The sequence below is a fragment of the Pseudomonas sp. Con_6 genome, from assembly GCF_059379395.1.
Genome location: NZ_CM182011.1, coordinates 830894 through 849110 on the forward strand (window position 1 = coordinate 830894; position 18217 = coordinate 849110).

The window sequence follows — 18217 nt, forward strand, 5'->3', positions numbered from 1 at the left end:
ACAAGCCAAGGAAGTCCGAGTCATGCCGTTCTCTTCGCCGTCCCTTGCCGATTCCTCCGTGCACCCGCTGTCGCGCCTCAAGCCGCTGGCCAAGGCCATTGCGTTGCTGATGGTGGCCGGCGGTGCCCAGGCCGCCGGCCAGCCTTTCGGCGGGGCCTGGTTCGCCGCCAAGGGCGCGGCCCAAGGCAGCGGCGCAGGACGCACCGGCGCCCAGTTGCCGAGCATGACGCCACCACCCCTGGCCCAGCAGCAGAAGGCCAACCAGCAGTTGCAGCGCTCGCTGCAGAACCTCAACAACACCGTGGCCGCCATCGCTGCGCAGCAGGCCTTGCAGGCGGCCGGGCGCAACACGCCGGTGGGCGGCACGGTGGTGCCTGATGGCCTGGGGGCAGGCGGCCTGCAGGTGGACAGCTCGATGCCTTTCGACCAGGCCTGGCAGAACGCCAAGGGCCCGGTGGAAACCCGCAGCGACGGCAAGGTCCAGGTCACCGTCGAGCAGACCGCCGACAAGGCCATCCTCAACTGGGAGAGCTTCAACGTCGGTCGCGACACCACCCTGAAGTTCCAGCAGAAGAGCGACTGGGCAGTGCTCAACCGGGTCAATGACCCGCAGGCGCGCCCGAGCCAGATCCTCGGTCGCATCGAGGGCGACGGCACGGTGATGGTGCTCAACCGCAACGGTGTGATCTTCGACGGCACCAGCCAGGTCAACACCCGCAACCTGGTGGTCGCGGCGGCAAGCATGAGCGACAGCCAGTTCCGCGACAACGGCCTGTACGCCAACAATAATTCGCAGCCAAGCTTTACCGATGCCGCCGGTGCGGTACGGGTGGAGCGCGGGGCGCAGATCACCACCCGCGACCCGGCGACCAGCACCGCCGGCGGCGGCTACGTGCTGCTTCTGGGCAACGAGGTGGAGAACGCCGGCAGCATCGCTACCAATCGTGGCCAGACCCTGCTGGCTGCGGGGGACAACTTCGTCATTCGCAAGGGCGTGGGCAGCGACGGCAATGTCACCTCTACCACCCGCGGCAACGAGGTCCAGGCGCAGCAGGTGGCGGGTGGTTCCGGGACGGTGCGTAACAGCGGCATCATCCAGGCCGCCAGTGGCGATATCACCCTGGCCGGGCGCACGGTGCAGCAAGACGGCGTGCTGCTGTCCAGCACCTCGGTGGACACCCGCGGCACCCTGCACCTGAAGGCCAGCGAAGCGGTGACCCTGGGCGAGGGCAGCACCAGCGCCATCCTGCTCGACAGCACTGGCAGTACCGCGCTGGACAGCCAGCGCGCTGCTGCTCTGATCCCGGCGAGCGGTGCTGCCAGCGAGATCACACTGGCCGACCTCGACCGCCGCGAGCAGTCGCGCATCGAGATCAACAGCAGCGGCACCGTCGATTTCCGTGGCGGCTCCGTGACCCTGGCCACCGGCGGCCAGGTCGTGGTCAACGCCGGGCAGCGCACCCTGGTGCGCGACGGCGCGAACATCGACGTGTCCGGTGCGGTGGGCGTCAAGGTCGCCATGGAAGCCAACAGCATCAAGGTCAACGTGCAGGGCAACGAGCAGCGCGATGCGACGGTCAACCGCGAAGGCGGTGCGCTCAACAGCCAGGACGTGTGGGTCGACGTGCGCGACCTGGTGCGCGTCGCTGCCGGCACCAACGGCTATGCCACGGACCGCTGGTACACCGCCGGCGGCCTGCTGGAAGTGGCCGGCTACCTCGGCACCCAGGGCCACTCGGTGGGCGAGTGGATGGCCCAGGGCGGCAGCGTGCGTTTCACCGGCAACGACCTGGTGACCCAGCAGGGCTCGCAGATCAACCTGTCCGGCGGCACCCTCGATGTGCAGAGCGGCTATATCAAGCAGACCTGGCTCAAGGGCAGTGACGGGCGCCTGTACGAGCTGTCCAGCGCACCGGGCGACCTGCTTTACGATGGCATCTACCGCGGCTACGAAACCTACAGCGAACGCTGGAACCAGACCCGCACCTTCTACAACCCGTTGATCGGCGCCGCCCAGCGCTACGAGAACGGCTACACCGTGGGCCGTGACGCCGGCAGCCTGGTGGTCGGTACGTCCAATGCGGTGTTGCAGGGCGATATCGTCGGCACGGTGTTCCAGGGCGACGGCCAGACCCAGGCGGCGCAGGCCGGGCTGGATGGCTACAACCAGTCGCAGAAGGCGGTGGCTCGTGGTGCACAGCTGATCGTCGGCGAATACACGCCTTACTACGTGAAGAGCAGCGGCCTGTTGCAGTACGCCCTCGGCGCCAGTGCGCAGACCGTGCAGCGGGTCAGCATCGCGGCTGGCACTGGTCTGGATGCCGGCGCCATCGACCTGAACGACAGCGTCGACGGTACGCGCCAGGGCTCGCTGAGCCTGGACAGTGATCTGCTCAACAGCTTCGGCCTCGGAGGCCTGAAGATCTCGGCGCTGGAGTCGGTCGAGGTCAATGATGCGTTGCAACTGGTCGATGGCGGCGAGCTGGGGTTGTTCGCCAAGCGTGTCGATATCAACGCTGACCTGACTGCCCGCGGTGGGGTGATCGAAGCCGGTAACGTGCGTCAGCAGATCAACCTCACCTCGGCGGCAATCGATGTCTATCTGAACCCGCTCGACCAGCAAGGCAGCCTGCGGGTGGCCGATGGTGTACACCTGGATGCCAGCGGGCGCTGGAGCAACCAGTTGCTCGATTCCGACGCCGGTACCCTGGCCGCCTGGCGCGATGGCGGACGTATCAGCCTGCGCAACGGCGGCGACGTGGTGCTGGGCGACGGCACGCTGCTGGATGTGTCTTCGGGGGCGAACATTGGCGCCGACGGCAAACGCCATGGTGGCAAGGGCGGCGATATAACCCTGCATGCCAGTGCCAGCACGGCGCTGACTGCGACTGGTGCGCTGCAACTCGGTGGCGAGCTGCGTGGCTTGGGCGTCGCGGGTGCGGGCACGCTGTCGCTGCGTTCGGGGCAGGTGAATATCGGCGGCAGTGCGACAGATCAGGCCGACGACACCCTCTACCTGGCGTCGGATTCGTTCTCCTTGGGTTTCGCCCGCTATGAGGTCAACGGCCAGGCAGGGTTGGAGGTGGCGGAGGGTGCCCAGGTGCGGGTCACCCGTCCGGTATTGCGCTGGACGGAAAACGCCAGTGCGGTGTCAGGCAACGCTGCTGTCACCCAGGCGCTGGAGGCCTGGACACCGCCGTTGTATCAGGAGAATCCGCTGGCAGGTATGTTGACCCAACGGGCGGGCGCCAGCCTGGCGCTCCAGGTCGGTGGCGATGTCGCCAGTCTCGTCGATGCCGCCAATCAGAACCTGATCATCGGACAGGGCAGCCTGCTGCAGGTCGATCCAGGTCAGTCCATTCGCCTGCGCGGTCCTGGCCAGATCACGGTGCTTGGCAGCCTGCTGGCTCATGGTGGCAGCATCGATATCCGCCAGCAGCAATTCGGCGACCTTGATCCCGCCGAGAACGAGATCCTGGGCGACAACCAATCCAACGCACGTTCTATCTGGGTCGGCGATCAGGCACTCCTGGACGTCTCTGGCCAGGCCAACTGGGCACTGGACTCGCAAGGGCGGCGTTACGGTCGGGTCGATGCCGGCGGCAGTATCGTCATCGGCGGCACAGTGGATACCCAACTGGCGACGGCTACTGCTGCCGATGCCTTTGTCGTCCTGCGTCCCGGCTCGCGCCTGGAAGCTTCCGGAGCCAGCGCAGTGCTGGATATACGTGGCCTTGGCAGTCGCGAGATCGCCAGCAATGGCGGCAGCATCGCGTTGTCCTCCCACCGCGGGCTGCTGCTCGGCGGCGAGCTGCATGCCGCCGCCGGTGGCGCGACCGCGGCGGGTGGCCGTTTGCAGGTCGCCCTGGAGACCCCTGCCTACGCCAAAAGCACCACCGATGCCACGGTGCTCGATGTTCGCCGCCTGGTGCTCGGCCAGTCGGATACCGAGGAAGACCTCCTGGCTGGCGTGCATCCGGGGGAGGGCAGCGCGGGTTTGGTGTACGGCCAGGGGCGGGTGTCCGCCGATGCGATCCAGGCCGGTGGGTTCTCCGACCTGACGCTGTTCAGCCATGGCGTATTGGCGCTGGAAGCCGGTACTCGTCTGGGCGCAAGTCAGGCGCTGCGCCTGTATGGTTCCGTGTTCGACACACTATCCTCGTCCACCGAGCCGCAACCGGTGGAGCTGCGGGCACCCTATGTACTGTTGTCGGGTACCGGTCAGTATTTCGCCGGTTCTGATCGGCTGAACCCGCTGCCGGGCGTTGTTCAGCCTTCCGCATTGACCCCGGCCGGTGCCCTCAAGGTGTATGCCAGCCAGTTGCTGGACGTGGCGGGCGGCGTATTCCTGGGTTCCTACTCCACGATAATGAACAACACCGCGTTCACCTCCGTCCTGCAAACGAGGGGGTTCGCCGACACCGAATTGCACAGCAATGGCGAGCTGCGGTTCCTGTCTCCCTATGGTTCCAACCCTCGTACCCAACTGTGGGCACATGGCAACCTCGATCTGGTGGCGAGCCAGGTCTATCCGGGCACCGGGGTCCACGCCGAAGTCATCGCCGGATACCGGACGCTGGACGGGGCCCTCAACGTCGATCCCGAAACCCGCCTGCGAATCGGTCGAGCCGATGGCGCGACGCCTGCGCTGCCCTACTCGGCATTCGGCAAGCTGGACCTGGGTGCGGCGCTGATCGAGCAGGGCGGGGTGCTGCGCGCGCCATTGGGGGCCATTACGCTTGGCCTCAGTACGTTGAGTGCCTCGGGTGAGGTGCGGTTGTTGCCGGGCAGCCTCACGTCGGTGAGCGGTGTCGGTCTGGTAATGCCATATGGTGGTACCACCGATGGCATCAACTACAGCATCGCCGGTAACAAAGTCACGTTGCAGGGGGCCGGTGGCGCCCTCTCGAACGGCACCGGGCTCCAGATCGGCGTTACCTTCGCGTCTCCGCAAATCGACATTCAGTCGGGCGCGGTAGTGGACCTCAGCGGCGGCGGCGAGCTGACTGGCGCCGGTTTCATCTCCGGCCGTGGTGGCTCCACCGATGCGCGCTACAACCCGCTGGTGCAGATCGACGCGCAAGGGCGTTTCTTGCTGCCGGGACTGGCCGATAACCCGGTCTATGCCATCGTCCCAGGTGTCCAGGCCGTCAGCGCGCCAGTGGGGGGCGAGGCGGGCGCAGTGCAGCCTTTGATCGGCCAGCAGATCACCATCGGAGCGGGTGTACCGGGACTGCCAGCGGGTACCTACACCTTGTTGCCGTCCACCTACGCGTTGTTGCCGGGCGCCTTCCGGGTCGAACTGAACGGGCTGGCCGGGCAGGGTGCCAACCTGTCCAGCCAGGCCTTGCGCAACGGCTCCTGGAGTACCTCGGGCTACCTGTCTGTCGCCGGTACGACGATTCGCGACGTGCTGCCCAGCCAGGTCATCCTGTCGTCCGCCGACGTACTGCGCCGCTACTCGCAGTACAACGAAACCAGCTACGCCGATTTCATCCTGGCCGATGCGATTCGCCAGGGAATTCCCCGCGCCATGCTGCCAGCGGATGCCCGTTCGCTGTTATTGAGAGGGATCAAGGGCAGTTCCTTGAACATCGCCGGCACCGTCGACTTCACCCCGGCGAAGGACGGTTACGGCGGCTCGCTGCTGGTGCTTGGTAATACCGAGGTACTGGCCGATGGTGCCAGTGTCACCGACGGCTTCAACGGCGCCAGCCTGTATGCCTCGGACCTCAACCGGTTCGGTGCCAGCCGTATCGTGCTGGGCGCTGTACCTACCGTGTTCTATGGCCAGCAAGGCAGTGAAGTCGCATTGCTGGGAGGTGGCAATAGCGACATCGTGCTGCGCGAAGGCAGTGTCCTGAGCGGGCCAGAGGTGATGCTGGTGGGCAATATCACTCTGGAACAGGGCGCGCGCATCGACACCCTGGGCAAGGGCGACGCGGCCTTCGACTCCAGCGATGGTTTCAGCTACCGGGTGGGCACCGGAGCCTTGCTGGCGGTGTCCAACGGCTGGCTCAACCTGCAGGCGCCAGGTACCCAGAGCAACGGGACGATCAGCCTGGGCGTTTGCGGCGAGGCGGTGTGTGGCGAGTCCCAGCTGTACTCTGAAGGCACCATCGGCATCGTCAGCAATGGCAACGTGAACATTGGCGACGAGGTACGCTACGGCACTCGCAACCTCAGCCTGGCCGTCAGCGCGGTGAACGTCGGCGAGGTGGATGCATTGCAGGTCGCCGCAACGAACCATGTGCTGCCAGCAGGCCTGAGTCTCAATCAGTCGGTCCTGACCCGGCTGCTGCAAGGCGACACCAGCCACGGCGCGCCGGCCCTGGAAAGCCTGATCCTCACGGCCCGCGATTCGATCAACTTCTTCGGCACCGTCAGCCTCGACACCCTGGACCAGGTCACCGGCCGTTCCAGCCTGGCCAACCTGGTGCTGGGCACGCCTGCGATCCAGGGCTATGGCGACGCCGACGACGTCGCCAGTATCCGCACTGGCTCGCTGATCTGGAGCGGTGCCACCCAGGCGCCGGCCGCAGCCATCCAGGGCGGGCCGGGCACTGGCAGCGGTCGTTTGCTGATCGAAGCCGAGACTATCGAACTGGGCTATGCGGCCAATACCCAGCCGGCCAGTGAAACCAACGAGGCGCGCCTGGCCCTGGGCTTCTCCAGCGTCGAACTGAATGCCAGCAAGCAGATCGGTGCCAACCACCGCGGCAGCCTGGCGGTGTACCAGCATCAGGGCGAGTATGTGAGCGGCAAGGGCTTCGCCTACAGCGGTGGCGAGCTGGTGATGCGCACGCCGTTGCTGACCGGTGCCGCCGGTTCGGTGACCCGCCTGATCAGCGGCGGCGACCTGCGCCTGGAAGCACCGGTGGGCGGCGCACCGGCTGCCGCCAGCAAGGGGATCAAGGCCCTCGGCGCCGAGTGGTCGATGAGCGCGTCCAACCTGCTGGTCGATACCCGGGTCGAGCTGCCCAGTGGCAAGCTCAGCCTGACCGCCAGCAACGACCTGCGCCTGGGCGCTGCCTCGTACATCGACCTGGCCGGACGCACCGCCACCTTCAACGATGTCGACAAATACAGCTGGGGCGGCGACCTGCTGTTGCGCAGCGACCGTGGCGACATTCGCCAGGCGACCGGCTCGACCATCGATCTCTCGGCCAGCAACAACCAGGGCGGCAGCCTCAGCGCCATTGCCCTGGGCGAGGGCGCCGGGACAGTGGCCCTGCAAGGCGCCATCCTTGGTTCCACCAGCGGCGTCTATCAGGCCGCCGGCAGCCTCGTGCCCTATGCCGGCGCCGAAGTCGAAGTGCGCGCCCGCCATCTTGGCAACGGTGAGCTGAGCGATGACTTCGCCGCCCTCAACCAGCGCCTGAACGACGGCCAGGTATTCGGTGCACGGCACTTCCAGCTCAAGGAAGGCGACCTGAACATCGGCGACGGTCTCAAGGCCGGCAATATCGAGTTGTCCCTCGACGGCGGCGCGCTCACCGTCAGTGGACGGATCGATGCCAGTGGCGAGCAGGTCGGCAGCATCCGCCTGGCTGCCCGCGACGGCCTGACCCTCGGTAGCCAGTCCGTGCTCGATGCCCATGGCAGCCTGCTGCGGGTGGACAGCTACGGCAAGATCATCGACAGCCCCAACCGGGCCATCGTCGAGTTGTCCAGCGGCAACGGCACCCTGGTGCTGGCCGACGGTGCGCGCATCGACCTGCGCCACGGCACCGCCAGCGGCCGCAACGACCTCGCCGCCCTCGGCACCCTGGACCTCAGGGCGCCGCGCATCGGAGGTGCCACCGCTGGCGATATCGCCATCGACGCCAGTGGCCGCTACGACATCCAGGGCGCCGGGTCCATCGCCGTGTATGGCATGCAGCGCTATACCGACGCGCCGCTGGGCACCGATCCGGCTACCAGTGGCAAGCCCTACCAGGTCATCGACCAGGACTGGCTGAAGGGCAAGCATACGGAAAGCGATGCCTTCATCGACGCCGCGCTGGCCAATACCGCGTTGCTGCAGGGCAAGCTGGCCGGCCTGAACAACGACCGCTACCTCGACGTGCTGCACCTGCGCCCCGGCATCGAGATCGCCAGTGCCACGGCCGATGGCGACCTGGTGGTGCAGGGCGATATCGACCTGTCCGGCTACCGTTACGCCAGCCTCAACCCGCATACCCGACGCGACACTTCGGTCTATGGCTCCGGCGAAGTGGGCGGCCTGGTGTTGCGCGCCGGTGGCGACCTGACCCTGTACGGCAGCATCAACGATGGCTTCGCTCCGACACCGGCCAGCCCGGATGACGATGGCTGGCTGCTGGTCGCCGGCGTGCAGCCGTTCGCTGCCGACCTGGTGGTGCCCGGGCCGGGTGTGACCCTGGCCGCTGGCACGGTGTTCCAGGGCGGCGTCACCCTGAACTACGAGTTGCCGATCAAGGGCGCCACCCTGGCAGCTGGTACCCGCCTGGCGGTCGAGGCCAGCCTGACCGCGCCGTATACCCTGGCGGCCGGCAGCGTGCTGGCTGCCGATATCCGCGATGCCGGCGGTACCTTGCTGTATGCCGCGGGCAGTCTGCTGGAGCAGGCCGTGACCCTGCCGGCGAACACCCGCCTTGGCGCCGGCACGTTGCTGGTGAACAACGCCAGTGTCGGCACGATGCGCTGGCCGGCGGGGGTACCCTTGCCGAGCATTGCGCGCGATTCGGCCAACTCGCCGAACACCCTTGTGCTGAGCGTTGACCTGGCACTGGCGCGCGGCGCGTTGATCCCTTCGGAAACCGACGTGAAGCTGCCCGAAGGCACGACCTTCGTGAGTCTGCGCAGCGGCGGAGGGCGTAATTGGGCCCTGGCGAGCATGTTGCCTGCCGGCAGCCAGTCGTGGTCGCTGCGGGTAGTGGCGGGGGCGGACCTGGAGGCGGCAGACAGTCGTCTGACCCGCGTTGACGGGCAAGGTACGTTGCGACTGGCGGATACACACTATGCCGCCACGATCGTGAGCGGTGCTGCGGGGAAAGTGTTCAACGATGATGCAGCAATGTTCGGGCTGGAGCCTTGGACCGCAGTCGATGACAGCAATAGCTTCTTCTGTGAATGGGGGGATATCTGCATCGATAAGCCGCAGTGGACTTGGGCTGTCGACAACTGGTTCGGCATGCCGGCCGGCTCGCCGGTTGGCGATGATATGTTCGAGTGGTGCGGCATTGACCCATCCCTTTGTGTCGAGAGCAAGACTACTACCACCGCGACTGCGCAACGCCAGCTCTACAGTGTCCTGCGTACCGGCACGGGTGACCTGGACCTGGCCGCAGGCGGTTCGCTGTTGCAGAACTCGCCCTATGGGGTCTACACCGCGGGTACCCAGTCCCAGGACGTGACAGCGGCCTACCAGCAAGCGCGCGGGCAGCGCAATGGTTCGGTGCTGGGAAGTGCTGGCAGCGAATACGAGAGCCTGACCCTGGCCCAGTACCAGGCCTGGTTCCCGGAACACGGCGGCAACCTGGATATCCGCGTAGGTGGTGATCTGACCGGCGATCAATGGGCCGACTTCAGCGGCAACCCTGGCATTTCGCAGTTCTCCAGTGCCCAGGTTGGCAACTGGCTATGGCGCCAGGGCAATGGTGGAACCACCCAGGATGACCAGCCCACGGCCTGGTGGATCAACTTTGGTACTTATGTAGCCGATACGCAGGGCGGTTCGCCCTATCTGGTCGGTTTCAGCGGCTATGGCACTCTTGGCGGGGGCGATGTGAACCTGCGGGTTGGCGGCCAGGCAGGCAATCAGCAGGCGCGTGGTGGTGGTCATGCTGGCGTGGTGGATAACAATCTGCGTAGTCAGGGAGTAGTGGTGGCGGTTGGGGGAAGTGGTCGCGTCGGTGCCGATGGCGAGTTGCGCCTGACCGGCGGCGGCGACATGGATGTTCGCATCGGCGGTACGGTCAACCCCGATTTTGCTGCGCGGACGCTGAACACGACCGAAAGCAGCCGTCTTGATCTGCAAGGAGTCCTGGCAAACCTGCGAGGTAGTACCTCGTTGCTGGCTGGCAGCGTCGGCGGGATCGACCTGCGTTATGGGCTGACCGCGCCCACGCAGGATCCCGCCGAAACCCGGGCCTACGACCTTTACCGTTCCAGCCTGGGTGCCGCTACAGGGGGGCTGGTGCTGGTGCCCGGCGATGCTGGCATGCGCCTGGTCAGCCGCGGTGATCTGGTCGTGGGTGGCGCAGGTGACCCTGGACGGATCACGGTGCCTAATACCTTGGCGTTCACCGGGACGGATGGTCGCCAGTACGCCGGTGGTGGCAGCACCTGGTTCAGCCTGTGGACGAACAACACGGCCATCGATCTTTTCTCGGCAGGGGGCAACCTGGCACCCAGCACGCAAGTCTCCGATGTCCGGCTATCGGGTGCGACCGAGTCATTGGGGAGCGCCAACAGTTCCGCCACCGACGGTCGTTTCATCTATCCGTCCATCCTGCGTGCCGTGGCGACGCAAGGTAGCCTGTACCTCGGCGTTTCGGCGACCGGTGATCCCGATAAGTTTTCAGGGATGGCACCGTACTCATTGCTGCTGGCACCCTCGGTCAATGGTGATCTGCAGCTATTGGCGGGCGACTCGATCTACGCCGGGGGCTATTCGGTCCAACGTTCAGGCAGCGATCCACAAAGCCTGCCGTCGATCTGGAACCCGGCGTACTCCGGCTATGGTCAGGGTACAAGTATTCCGGTGGTTCGAAACGGCAACGTTGGCGGCCGCGGCGTGGCGCTCGATTCCAACCCGCTGTTCTACTTCAGCGCCGATACCGCCGGTATATTGCCGGGCGAACTGGAACCTTCGCGGTTCTATGCGCTGACCGGCGACATCGTCGGTCTGTCCAGTGGTGAAGTGATCCAGTTCGCACCGATCGCCATCAGTGCCGGCAATCTCGCTGGACAGACCTGGTACGAGGGCGCCGGAGCAGTCCGCATGATTGCCGGACGCGACATCGTGGCCTCCGGTTCGCGACTCGGCACCAGTCGCTCTACGGTGCAGGGTGTGGGCAATACTCCTGCAACCTACGCCAACCAATCCACCGGCAACCTCTTCATCCACTACGACGCCAACGACATCTCCCTGGTCCAGGCCGGTCGCGACATTCTCTACAGCAGCTTCAACGTCGCCGGCCCCGGCACCCTGGAAATCAGTGCCGGGCGCAACGTGCTGATGGAAGACCGCGCAGTGATCAACAGTCTTGGTGCCATCCTCCCGGGCGACAGCCGTCCGGGTGCCAGCGTGGTGTTGCAGGCCGGCGCCGCCGGCGTCGACTACAGCGCCTTCCTTGCCCGCTACCTGGACCCGCTCAACCTCGCCGCCAGCGGCACGCCGCTGGCCGACCAGCCGGGCAAGGTGGCGCGCCTGTACGACGAGGACCTGGTGAGCTGGCTCGGCGAGCGCTTCGGCTTCGAGGGTGACGCTGACGCAGCGCGGGCCTATCTGGCCGGGCTGCCGGCCGAGCAACAGCGGATCTTCGCGCGCCAGGTGTACTTCGAGGAACTCAAGGCCGCTGGCCGCGAGTACAACGACGCCAGCGGGCCACGCCCGGGCAGCTACCTGCGCGGCCGCAACGCCATCGCCGCGCTGTTCCCGAGCCGCGACGTGGCCGGCAACCCGATCAGCTACGACGGTGACATCGTGCTGTTCGGCGGCGCCGGCATCCACACCAACTTCGGTGGCGATATCCAACTGCTCAGCCCGGGCGGGCAGCAGGTGTTCGGCGTAGAGGGTGCGGCGCCGCCGTCCACGGCGGGCGTGGTGACCCAAGGCGCGGGCAATATCCAGTCCTACTCCCAGGGCAGCATCCTGCTCGGCCAGAGCCGGATCATGACCACCTTCGGCGGGGCCATCCAGGCCTGGTCGGCGGAGGGCGACATCAACGCCGGCCGGGGCACCAAGACCACTCTGGTGTACACCCCGCCGAAGCGGGTCTACGACGCCTGGGGCAACGTCACCCTGTCGCCGCAGGTGCCGTCCACCGGTGCCGGTATCGCCACCCTCAACCCGATCGCCGAGGTGCCGCCGGGCGACATCGACCTGATCGCTCCGCAGGGCACCATCGATGCCGGCGAGGCGGGGATTCGTGTGTCGGGCAACGTCAACATCGCGGCCTTGCAGGTGGTCAACGCGGCCAACATCCAGACCCAGGGCAAGTCCACGGGGCTGCCGGTGGCGGCGGTGGTCAATACCAACGCCATGGCCTCGGCCAGTGCTGCCGCCAACTCGGCGACCCAGGCTGCCGAGCAGGTCGGTCGCCAGCAGCAGGACGCCGCGCGCCAGCGTGCGCCGTCGATCTTCTCGGTGCGGGTATTGGGCTTCGGGGATGAGCGTCTGCCGGGTGGCGAGGCGGGGGCCAGCCGTGCGCCGCTGGATGACCGGCAGAGCTCGGTGCAGGTGCTGGGCACCGGGGCGCTGGATGAGCAGGCGCGGGCGCGGTTGACGGAGGGGGAGCGGAGCAATCTGGTGCTTTAAGGCCGTAGGTTGTTTCGGGGGCCTTCAGGGGCTCATCGCGGGCAACGCCCGCTCCCACAGGTTTCGCGGCGAGCCTCGACCTTGTGGGAGCGGGCGTTGCCCGCGATGCGCCGCGCAAGCGGCGCTCGAGCTTGAGTGCGCTACAGGGCTCAAGACAGGCACTTCCCAGCCCTCCACCGGTGCCCAAAAAATTCTTGCATGAAGTTTTCATGACTGAAGTTCGGTGGTGCCCGAGCCTGACCGTCATACAAGGGTGAATCGCGAGATGGGGCACGGCCCCGGGCAAAAGGGATTGCGGCACCGGAGCCCCGACAAGGGACGAATTCGAAGAGCGGTGAGAATGATGGAAAGGTATTCCAAGGTCGGCATGCAGGAACTGGATCAGCGTCTGTCGAAGATCGTCGAGGCCGCGCGCAAGCGTCCGGTCTCGGTGTACCGCTACGGCGCACCCTGGGTCTGGATCGTTTCCCAGGAGGACTGGCAAGGAGCGCTGCGCGAAGTCTCCAGCTGCATCCCGCCCGGCCACTCGCTGGCGCTGCTGCGCCCGCAGATCGAACACCTCCTGGATGCCGAACAGGACACCCTCGATCAGGTCGCCCGCCGCTGCAACCTGCGGGTCGACCCTTCGGTGCTGGTCAAGGCCCTGCTCCTGCGCCTGCTGTACTCGGTGCCGAGCGAGCAGCACCTGCACGAGCAGCTCAGCTACAACCTGCTGTACCGCTGGTTCGTCGGTCTGGAAATGGGCCAGCGGGTCTGGGATTTCTCCACCTTCGTCGGCGACAGCCAGCGCTTCGTCGAGGATATCGCCGCCGTACACGTGCTGGGTCGCATCGTCGGCGAGGTGATTCTCGCCGAGCTGCTGCAGATGCCCGAGTTCTCCATGAACTTCGCCCAGCTCCATGCCTGGCAGGCACGCCATGAACTGCCGCTGAACAAGTAAGCGCTAGAACCTTTTCGATACCGATAACGCGCCGGTCCGTACCACGGACCGGCAGGCCCGACTCACGCCCGCGAAAGGCGGGGCGGGCCCTGGATTGACCTGGGGGGATGCAGTGGGAGTACTGAACGAAATGCCGGCGGGCGACCGCCGACGACCGCGCTGCCTGGCCGCGCTGGGAGCGTTGGCGCTGGCCGTGGGGATGGCTGCCGCGAACGCCGACGAAGCGCCCGCCGAGGCTCAGCGCAAGGTCGACATCGCCGAGTACGTGGTGCGCGGCAACAGCGTGCTGGACGCCCGGGCCATCGAGGAAGCGGTGTATCCCTTCCTCGGTCCGCAACGCAGCATGCAGGACATCGAGGGCGCCCGCGACGCCTTGCAGAACGCCTACCAGTCCCGCGGCTATCAGTCGGTGTACGTCGAGCTGCCGGAGCAGCAGGTGGCTGACGGCGTGGTCTACCTGCAGGTCAGCGAGACCAAGGTCGGCCGGGTGCGGGTGGTGGGGGCCAAGCACTATTCGCCCAAGGACGTGCGCGACGAAGTGCCAGCGCTGGTCGAAGGCGCCGTGCCGGACTTCGACAAGGTGCAGAGCCAGCTCGCCGGCCTCAACCGCACCCCCGGCCGCCAGGTGGTACCGCTGGTGCGCGAAGGCCAGCGGCCGGGGACCATGGACGTCGACCTCAAGGTCGAGGACAAGAAGCCCTGGCATGTGAACCTGGGTTTGAACAACGACCGCAGCGCCGATACCAAGGAACTGCGCTCGGTGGTGTCGATCGGTCACGACAACCTCTGGCAAGCCGGCCACCAGATCTCGCTGACCTGGTTCACCGCACCGCAGAACCGCGATGACGCCGCGGTCTGGTCAGGCTCCTACACCGTGCCGCTGGACGAGCGCTGGAGCGTGCAGGCCAGCGGCTACAAGTCCGACAGCGACGTGGCCACCGTGGGCGGGACCAACGTCGTCGGTCGCGGGCATTCCTACGGGCTGGCGCTGACCTACAGCCTGCCGCCGAGCGCCACCTGGTCCCACGCCCTGAGCATGGGTGTCGACTTCAAGGACTTCGAGGAGCGCGTGGTCCTCGGCGGCAGCGAAGACCGCGTGCCGCTCAAGTACGCGCCGCTGACCTTCTCCTACACCGGCTTCCGTTACACCGAGTCTTCGCAGACCGGACTCGGCCTGAGCCTGGTGGCCGGCACTCGCAAACTCTTCGGCTATGGCAGCGACGACAACGAGTTCTTCTACAAGCGCTACCTGTCCGATTCCAGCTTCGGTGCGCTCAAGGGCGACCTGAATCACACCCAGACCTTTGGCGGCGACTGGCAGGCCGGTGCCAAGGCTGCCTTCCAGTTGGCCTCCGGGCCGCTGATTTCCAACGAGCAGTTCTCCGCCGGCGGCGCCACCAGCGTACGCGGCTACCTGGCGGCGGAAGCCACGGGTGACGACGGCGCGACGCTGTCTCTGGAAGCGCGTACCCCGTCGCTGTCCCGCTGGCTGGGCAAGGCCGGCAGTCCGTACCTGGAGGAATGGCGTTTCTACCTGTTCGCCGATGGCGCCCACCTGCGCGTGCAGGACGCCCGGCCCGAGCAACAAGAAGACTTCACCCTCGCCAGCGTCGGTATCGGCACGCGCATGCGCCTGGGCGAATGGCTGTCCGGCAGCGTCGACTGGGCGCTGCCACTGCGTGATGGCCCGAATACCGAAAAACACGACTCGCGCGTGCACTTCAGCGTGCAGGCGAACTTCTGACCGCTGGACCGAACCCGGAGAGCTACCCCCATGTTGCGCATACTGTTTCTTTCCATGATCTGCCTGGGCCTGCTGGCCCCGGGCACCGCCAGTGCCTGGTGGCAGGAGGACTGGCTGTACCGCAAGCAGGTGTCCCTCGACACCACGCCGCAGGGCGCGGCCATGACCGAGCGGGTCGGTCGCCTGCCGCTGCTGGTGCGCCTGCACACCGGCAACTTCACCTTCGACGGCGTCGCCGAGGACGGCGCGGACATCCGCTTCGTTGCCGCCGATGACAAGACCGTGCTGCACCACCAGATCGAAAGCTTCGACCCGCTGCTGGGCATGGCCCTGATCTGGGTCGACGTGCCCAGTGTGGAAGGCGGCCAGCGCCAGGACATCTGGATGTACTACGGCAATGCCAAGGCGTCCTCGACCAGCAATGGCCAGCAGGTGTTCGATGCCGATTACAGTCTGGTCTACCACTTCGGCGGCAGTGAAGGTACGCCGCCACGGGACTCCACCGCCTATTCGAACAACGGCCAGACCCCGGCCGGTGCCGGTGTCGAAGGCGTGATCGGCCGCTCCGCGCAGTTCAGCGGCCAGCCGCTGCTGCTGCCCGCCAGCCCGTCGCTGGCCTGGGCGGCCGGTGCGCCGTTCAGCGTCAGTGCCTGGGTGCGTCCGGACAGCCTGGAAGGCGAGCAAGTGTTGTTCGCCCGTCGTGTCGAAGGCCACTCGCTGATCCTGGGCCTGAGCCAGGGCGCGCCGTTCATCGACGTCGATGGCCAACGCGGCAACGCCGGCACGGCGCTGACCGGTGGTCAATGGCAGCACCTGGCGCTGGTAGCGCAGAACGGCCAGTTGGTGGTGCTGCTCAACGGGCGTGAAAACACCCGCCTGGACGTCGCCGTGCCAGCCTTCTCCGGCACTGTGGCGATCGGTGGCGACCTGGCGGAAGCGCCGCAGGGCAGCACCCTGGTGCCGTTCCACGGTGCCCTCGACGAACTGCGCATTTCCCGCGTCGCCCGTCCGCTGCCACTGCTCCAGGCCGATGCCCTTGCCCAAGGCGCCGAGTCGCGCCTGGTGGCCTACGGCGTCGACGAAAAACAGTCCGGCTTCGGTTTCGGCAGCCTCGGCTTCCTGCTCGGCGCCGTGCCAATCGACGCTTGGGTCATCATCGCCGTGCTGGTACTGATGATGATTCAGTCGTGGGTGATCATGATCCGCAAGAACAACAGCGTGGGCCGGGTCAGCCGGGCCAACGAGACCTTCCGCGATCACTTCGCCACCGTCGGTACCCGCCTGGAGCAACTGGCCGACGATCCGGCCCTGCCGGGCCGCCTGCAGCACTCCTCGCTGTGGCGCCTGTACCAGGTGGCCGTGCAGGAAATGCGCACCCGTCGCGCCCAGGGCGCTGACCTGGTGAACATCTCCGGCGCCACTATCGAAGCCATCCGCGCCTCCATGGATGCGGTGCGCACCCGCGAGAACCAGGCGCTGTCGTCGCGCCTCTCGACCCTGTCCAACGCCATCGCCGGCGGCCCCTACATCGGCCTGCTGGGTACGGTGATGGGGATCATGGTGGTGTTCCTCGGCACGGCCATGGCCGGTGACGTGAACATCAACGCCATCGCCCCGGGCATGGCCGCCGCCCTGCTGGCGACTGCCATGGGCCTGTTCGTCGCGATCCCGGCGCTGTTCGGCTACAACCGCCTGGTCACGCGCAACCGCGAGGTCGGCGCCGACATGCGCGTGTTCGTCGACGAGTTCATCACCCGCCTGGCCGAAGTCTACGGCGAGGGTGCCCGCACCGAGCCTGCCCAGGCCCGGCGCAACGACCAGCCAGCGCTGGTGTGAGGAGCAGGTCATGGCATCGGTGAACAACAGCTACGACGACGAAGAAGAAAGCGCCGTCGACAGCATCAACATCACGCCGCTGGTCGACGTGCTCATGGTGGTCCTGGTGATGTTCATCCTCACCGCCACCGCGCAGGTTGCCGGCATCCGCATCGAGCTGCCCAAGGCCAGCGCCAGCGTGTCGCTGTCGCAGCCCAAGACCAAGGCGATCTCGGTCAATGACGCCGGCCAGGTGTTTCTCGACGCCTACCCGGTGACCCTGGGCGAACTGGAAGACCGCCTGCGCAGCGAGAAGGCGCTCAACCCCGACGTGCCGATCGTGGTCCGTGGCGACGCTGCCGTGCAGTACCAGAAGGTGGTGGAGGTCCTCGACCTGCTGCGCCGGCTGGAGCTGTCGCAGGTCGGCCTGGTCACCGGCAAACCGAGCTGACGGAAGGTTGAACATGTCATCCAGACCTTCTCGTTTTCCTGCGCCGGATGCTCCGGCGCAGACCCTCGCTGGGGCGTCTTCGCCGGTGCGCCGGTACCTGACGTGGGCAGTCGTTGCCGTGCTGCTCGGTGGCCTGGCCTGGCTGATCTGGCAGTGGTCGCAGGACATGAGCGGCGTGCGCCGCGAGGCGCCCAAGGTGCCGGCGATCATCCCGCTGCCGCCGCCACCGCCACCACCGCCGGTGCAGGAGAAACCGCCGGAGCCTGAAACCCCACCGGAAAAACCGCTGGAGCAGGAGCCCACGCCGGAGCCCGAAGAGGTCAAGCCGCAGGATGAGGCGCCGCCTTCGCCGGCGGACGACCTGGCCGCGCCGATGCAGATGGACGGCGATGCCCAGTCCGGCAACGACGCTTTCAACATCGGCGCCGGCAAGGGTGGCGGCATGGCCGGGTCCGGTGGTGGCCGGGTCGGCAATGCCAGCTACAGCCAGTACCTGGCCTACGCCTTCCAGCGCTTGCTCAAGGACAACAGCGAGCTGCGCAACCTGGCGTTCCAGCTGCAGGCCGACATCTGGATCGGCCCGGCGGGGGAGATCACCCGGGTCGAGCTGCGCCGCTCCAGCGGCGATGCCGAGCTGGACGCCAAGGTGCTCGACGCAGTGCGCCAGGCCGGACGCCTGGACGAGCGCCCCCCGGCCTCGCTGACCCTGCCGGTACACGTTTCGCTGCAAGGCCGGCGGCCGGGCTGATGGCCGCTGGACAC

The 18217-nt window shown here is 66.8% G+C and carries 6 protein-coding genes; all 6 read left to right on the top strand.

Annotation, left to right across the window (positions count from 1 at the left end; translation table 11 throughout):
- Window positions 1-22: 22 nt before the first annotated feature.
- The 6 genes from AC5QPF_RS03870 to AC5QPF_RS03895 all read left to right on the top strand — a co-directional run bounded on the left by AC5QPF_RS03870 (window position 23) and on the right by AC5QPF_RS03895 (window position 18203).
- Window positions 23-12505, top strand: a complete 12483-nt coding sequence (locus tag AC5QPF_RS03870; protein ID WP_494962077.1) for a filamentous hemagglutinin family protein — start codon at window positions 23-25, stop codon at window positions 12503-12505.
- A 343-nt stretch (window positions 12506-12848) separates the two neighbouring features.
- Window positions 12849-13445 (top strand): transposase, encoded by a 597-nt coding sequence (locus AC5QPF_RS03875; RefSeq protein ID WP_458980259.1) that lies wholly within the window; start codon window positions 12849-12851, stop codon window positions 13443-13445.
- 130 nt (window positions 13446-13575) lie between these two features.
- A complete protein-coding gene (locus tag AC5QPF_RS03880; protein ID WP_494964124.1) occupies window positions 13576-15189 on the top strand; it encodes a ShlB/FhaC/HecB family hemolysin secretion/activation protein in 1614 nt (537 codons plus the stop codon).
- A gap of 30 nt (window positions 15190-15219) precedes the next feature.
- Window positions 15220-17025, top strand: coding sequence for a DUF2341 domain-containing protein (locus AC5QPF_RS03885; RefSeq protein ID WP_494962078.1), 1806 nt, complete (start codon window positions 15220-15222; stop codon window positions 17023-17025).
- Between the two features lie 10 nt (window positions 17026-17035).
- Entirely contained in the window at window positions 17036-17455 is a 420-nt protein-coding gene (locus tag AC5QPF_RS03890) for a biopolymer transporter ExbD (RefSeq protein WP_494962079.1), read from the top strand.
- 7 nt (window positions 17456-17462) lie between these two features.
- Window positions 17463-18203 (top strand): TonB family protein, encoded by a 741-nt coding sequence (locus AC5QPF_RS03895; protein WP_494962080.1) that lies wholly within the window; start codon window positions 17463-17465, stop codon window positions 18201-18203.
- Window positions 18204-18217 lie beyond the last annotated feature (14 nt).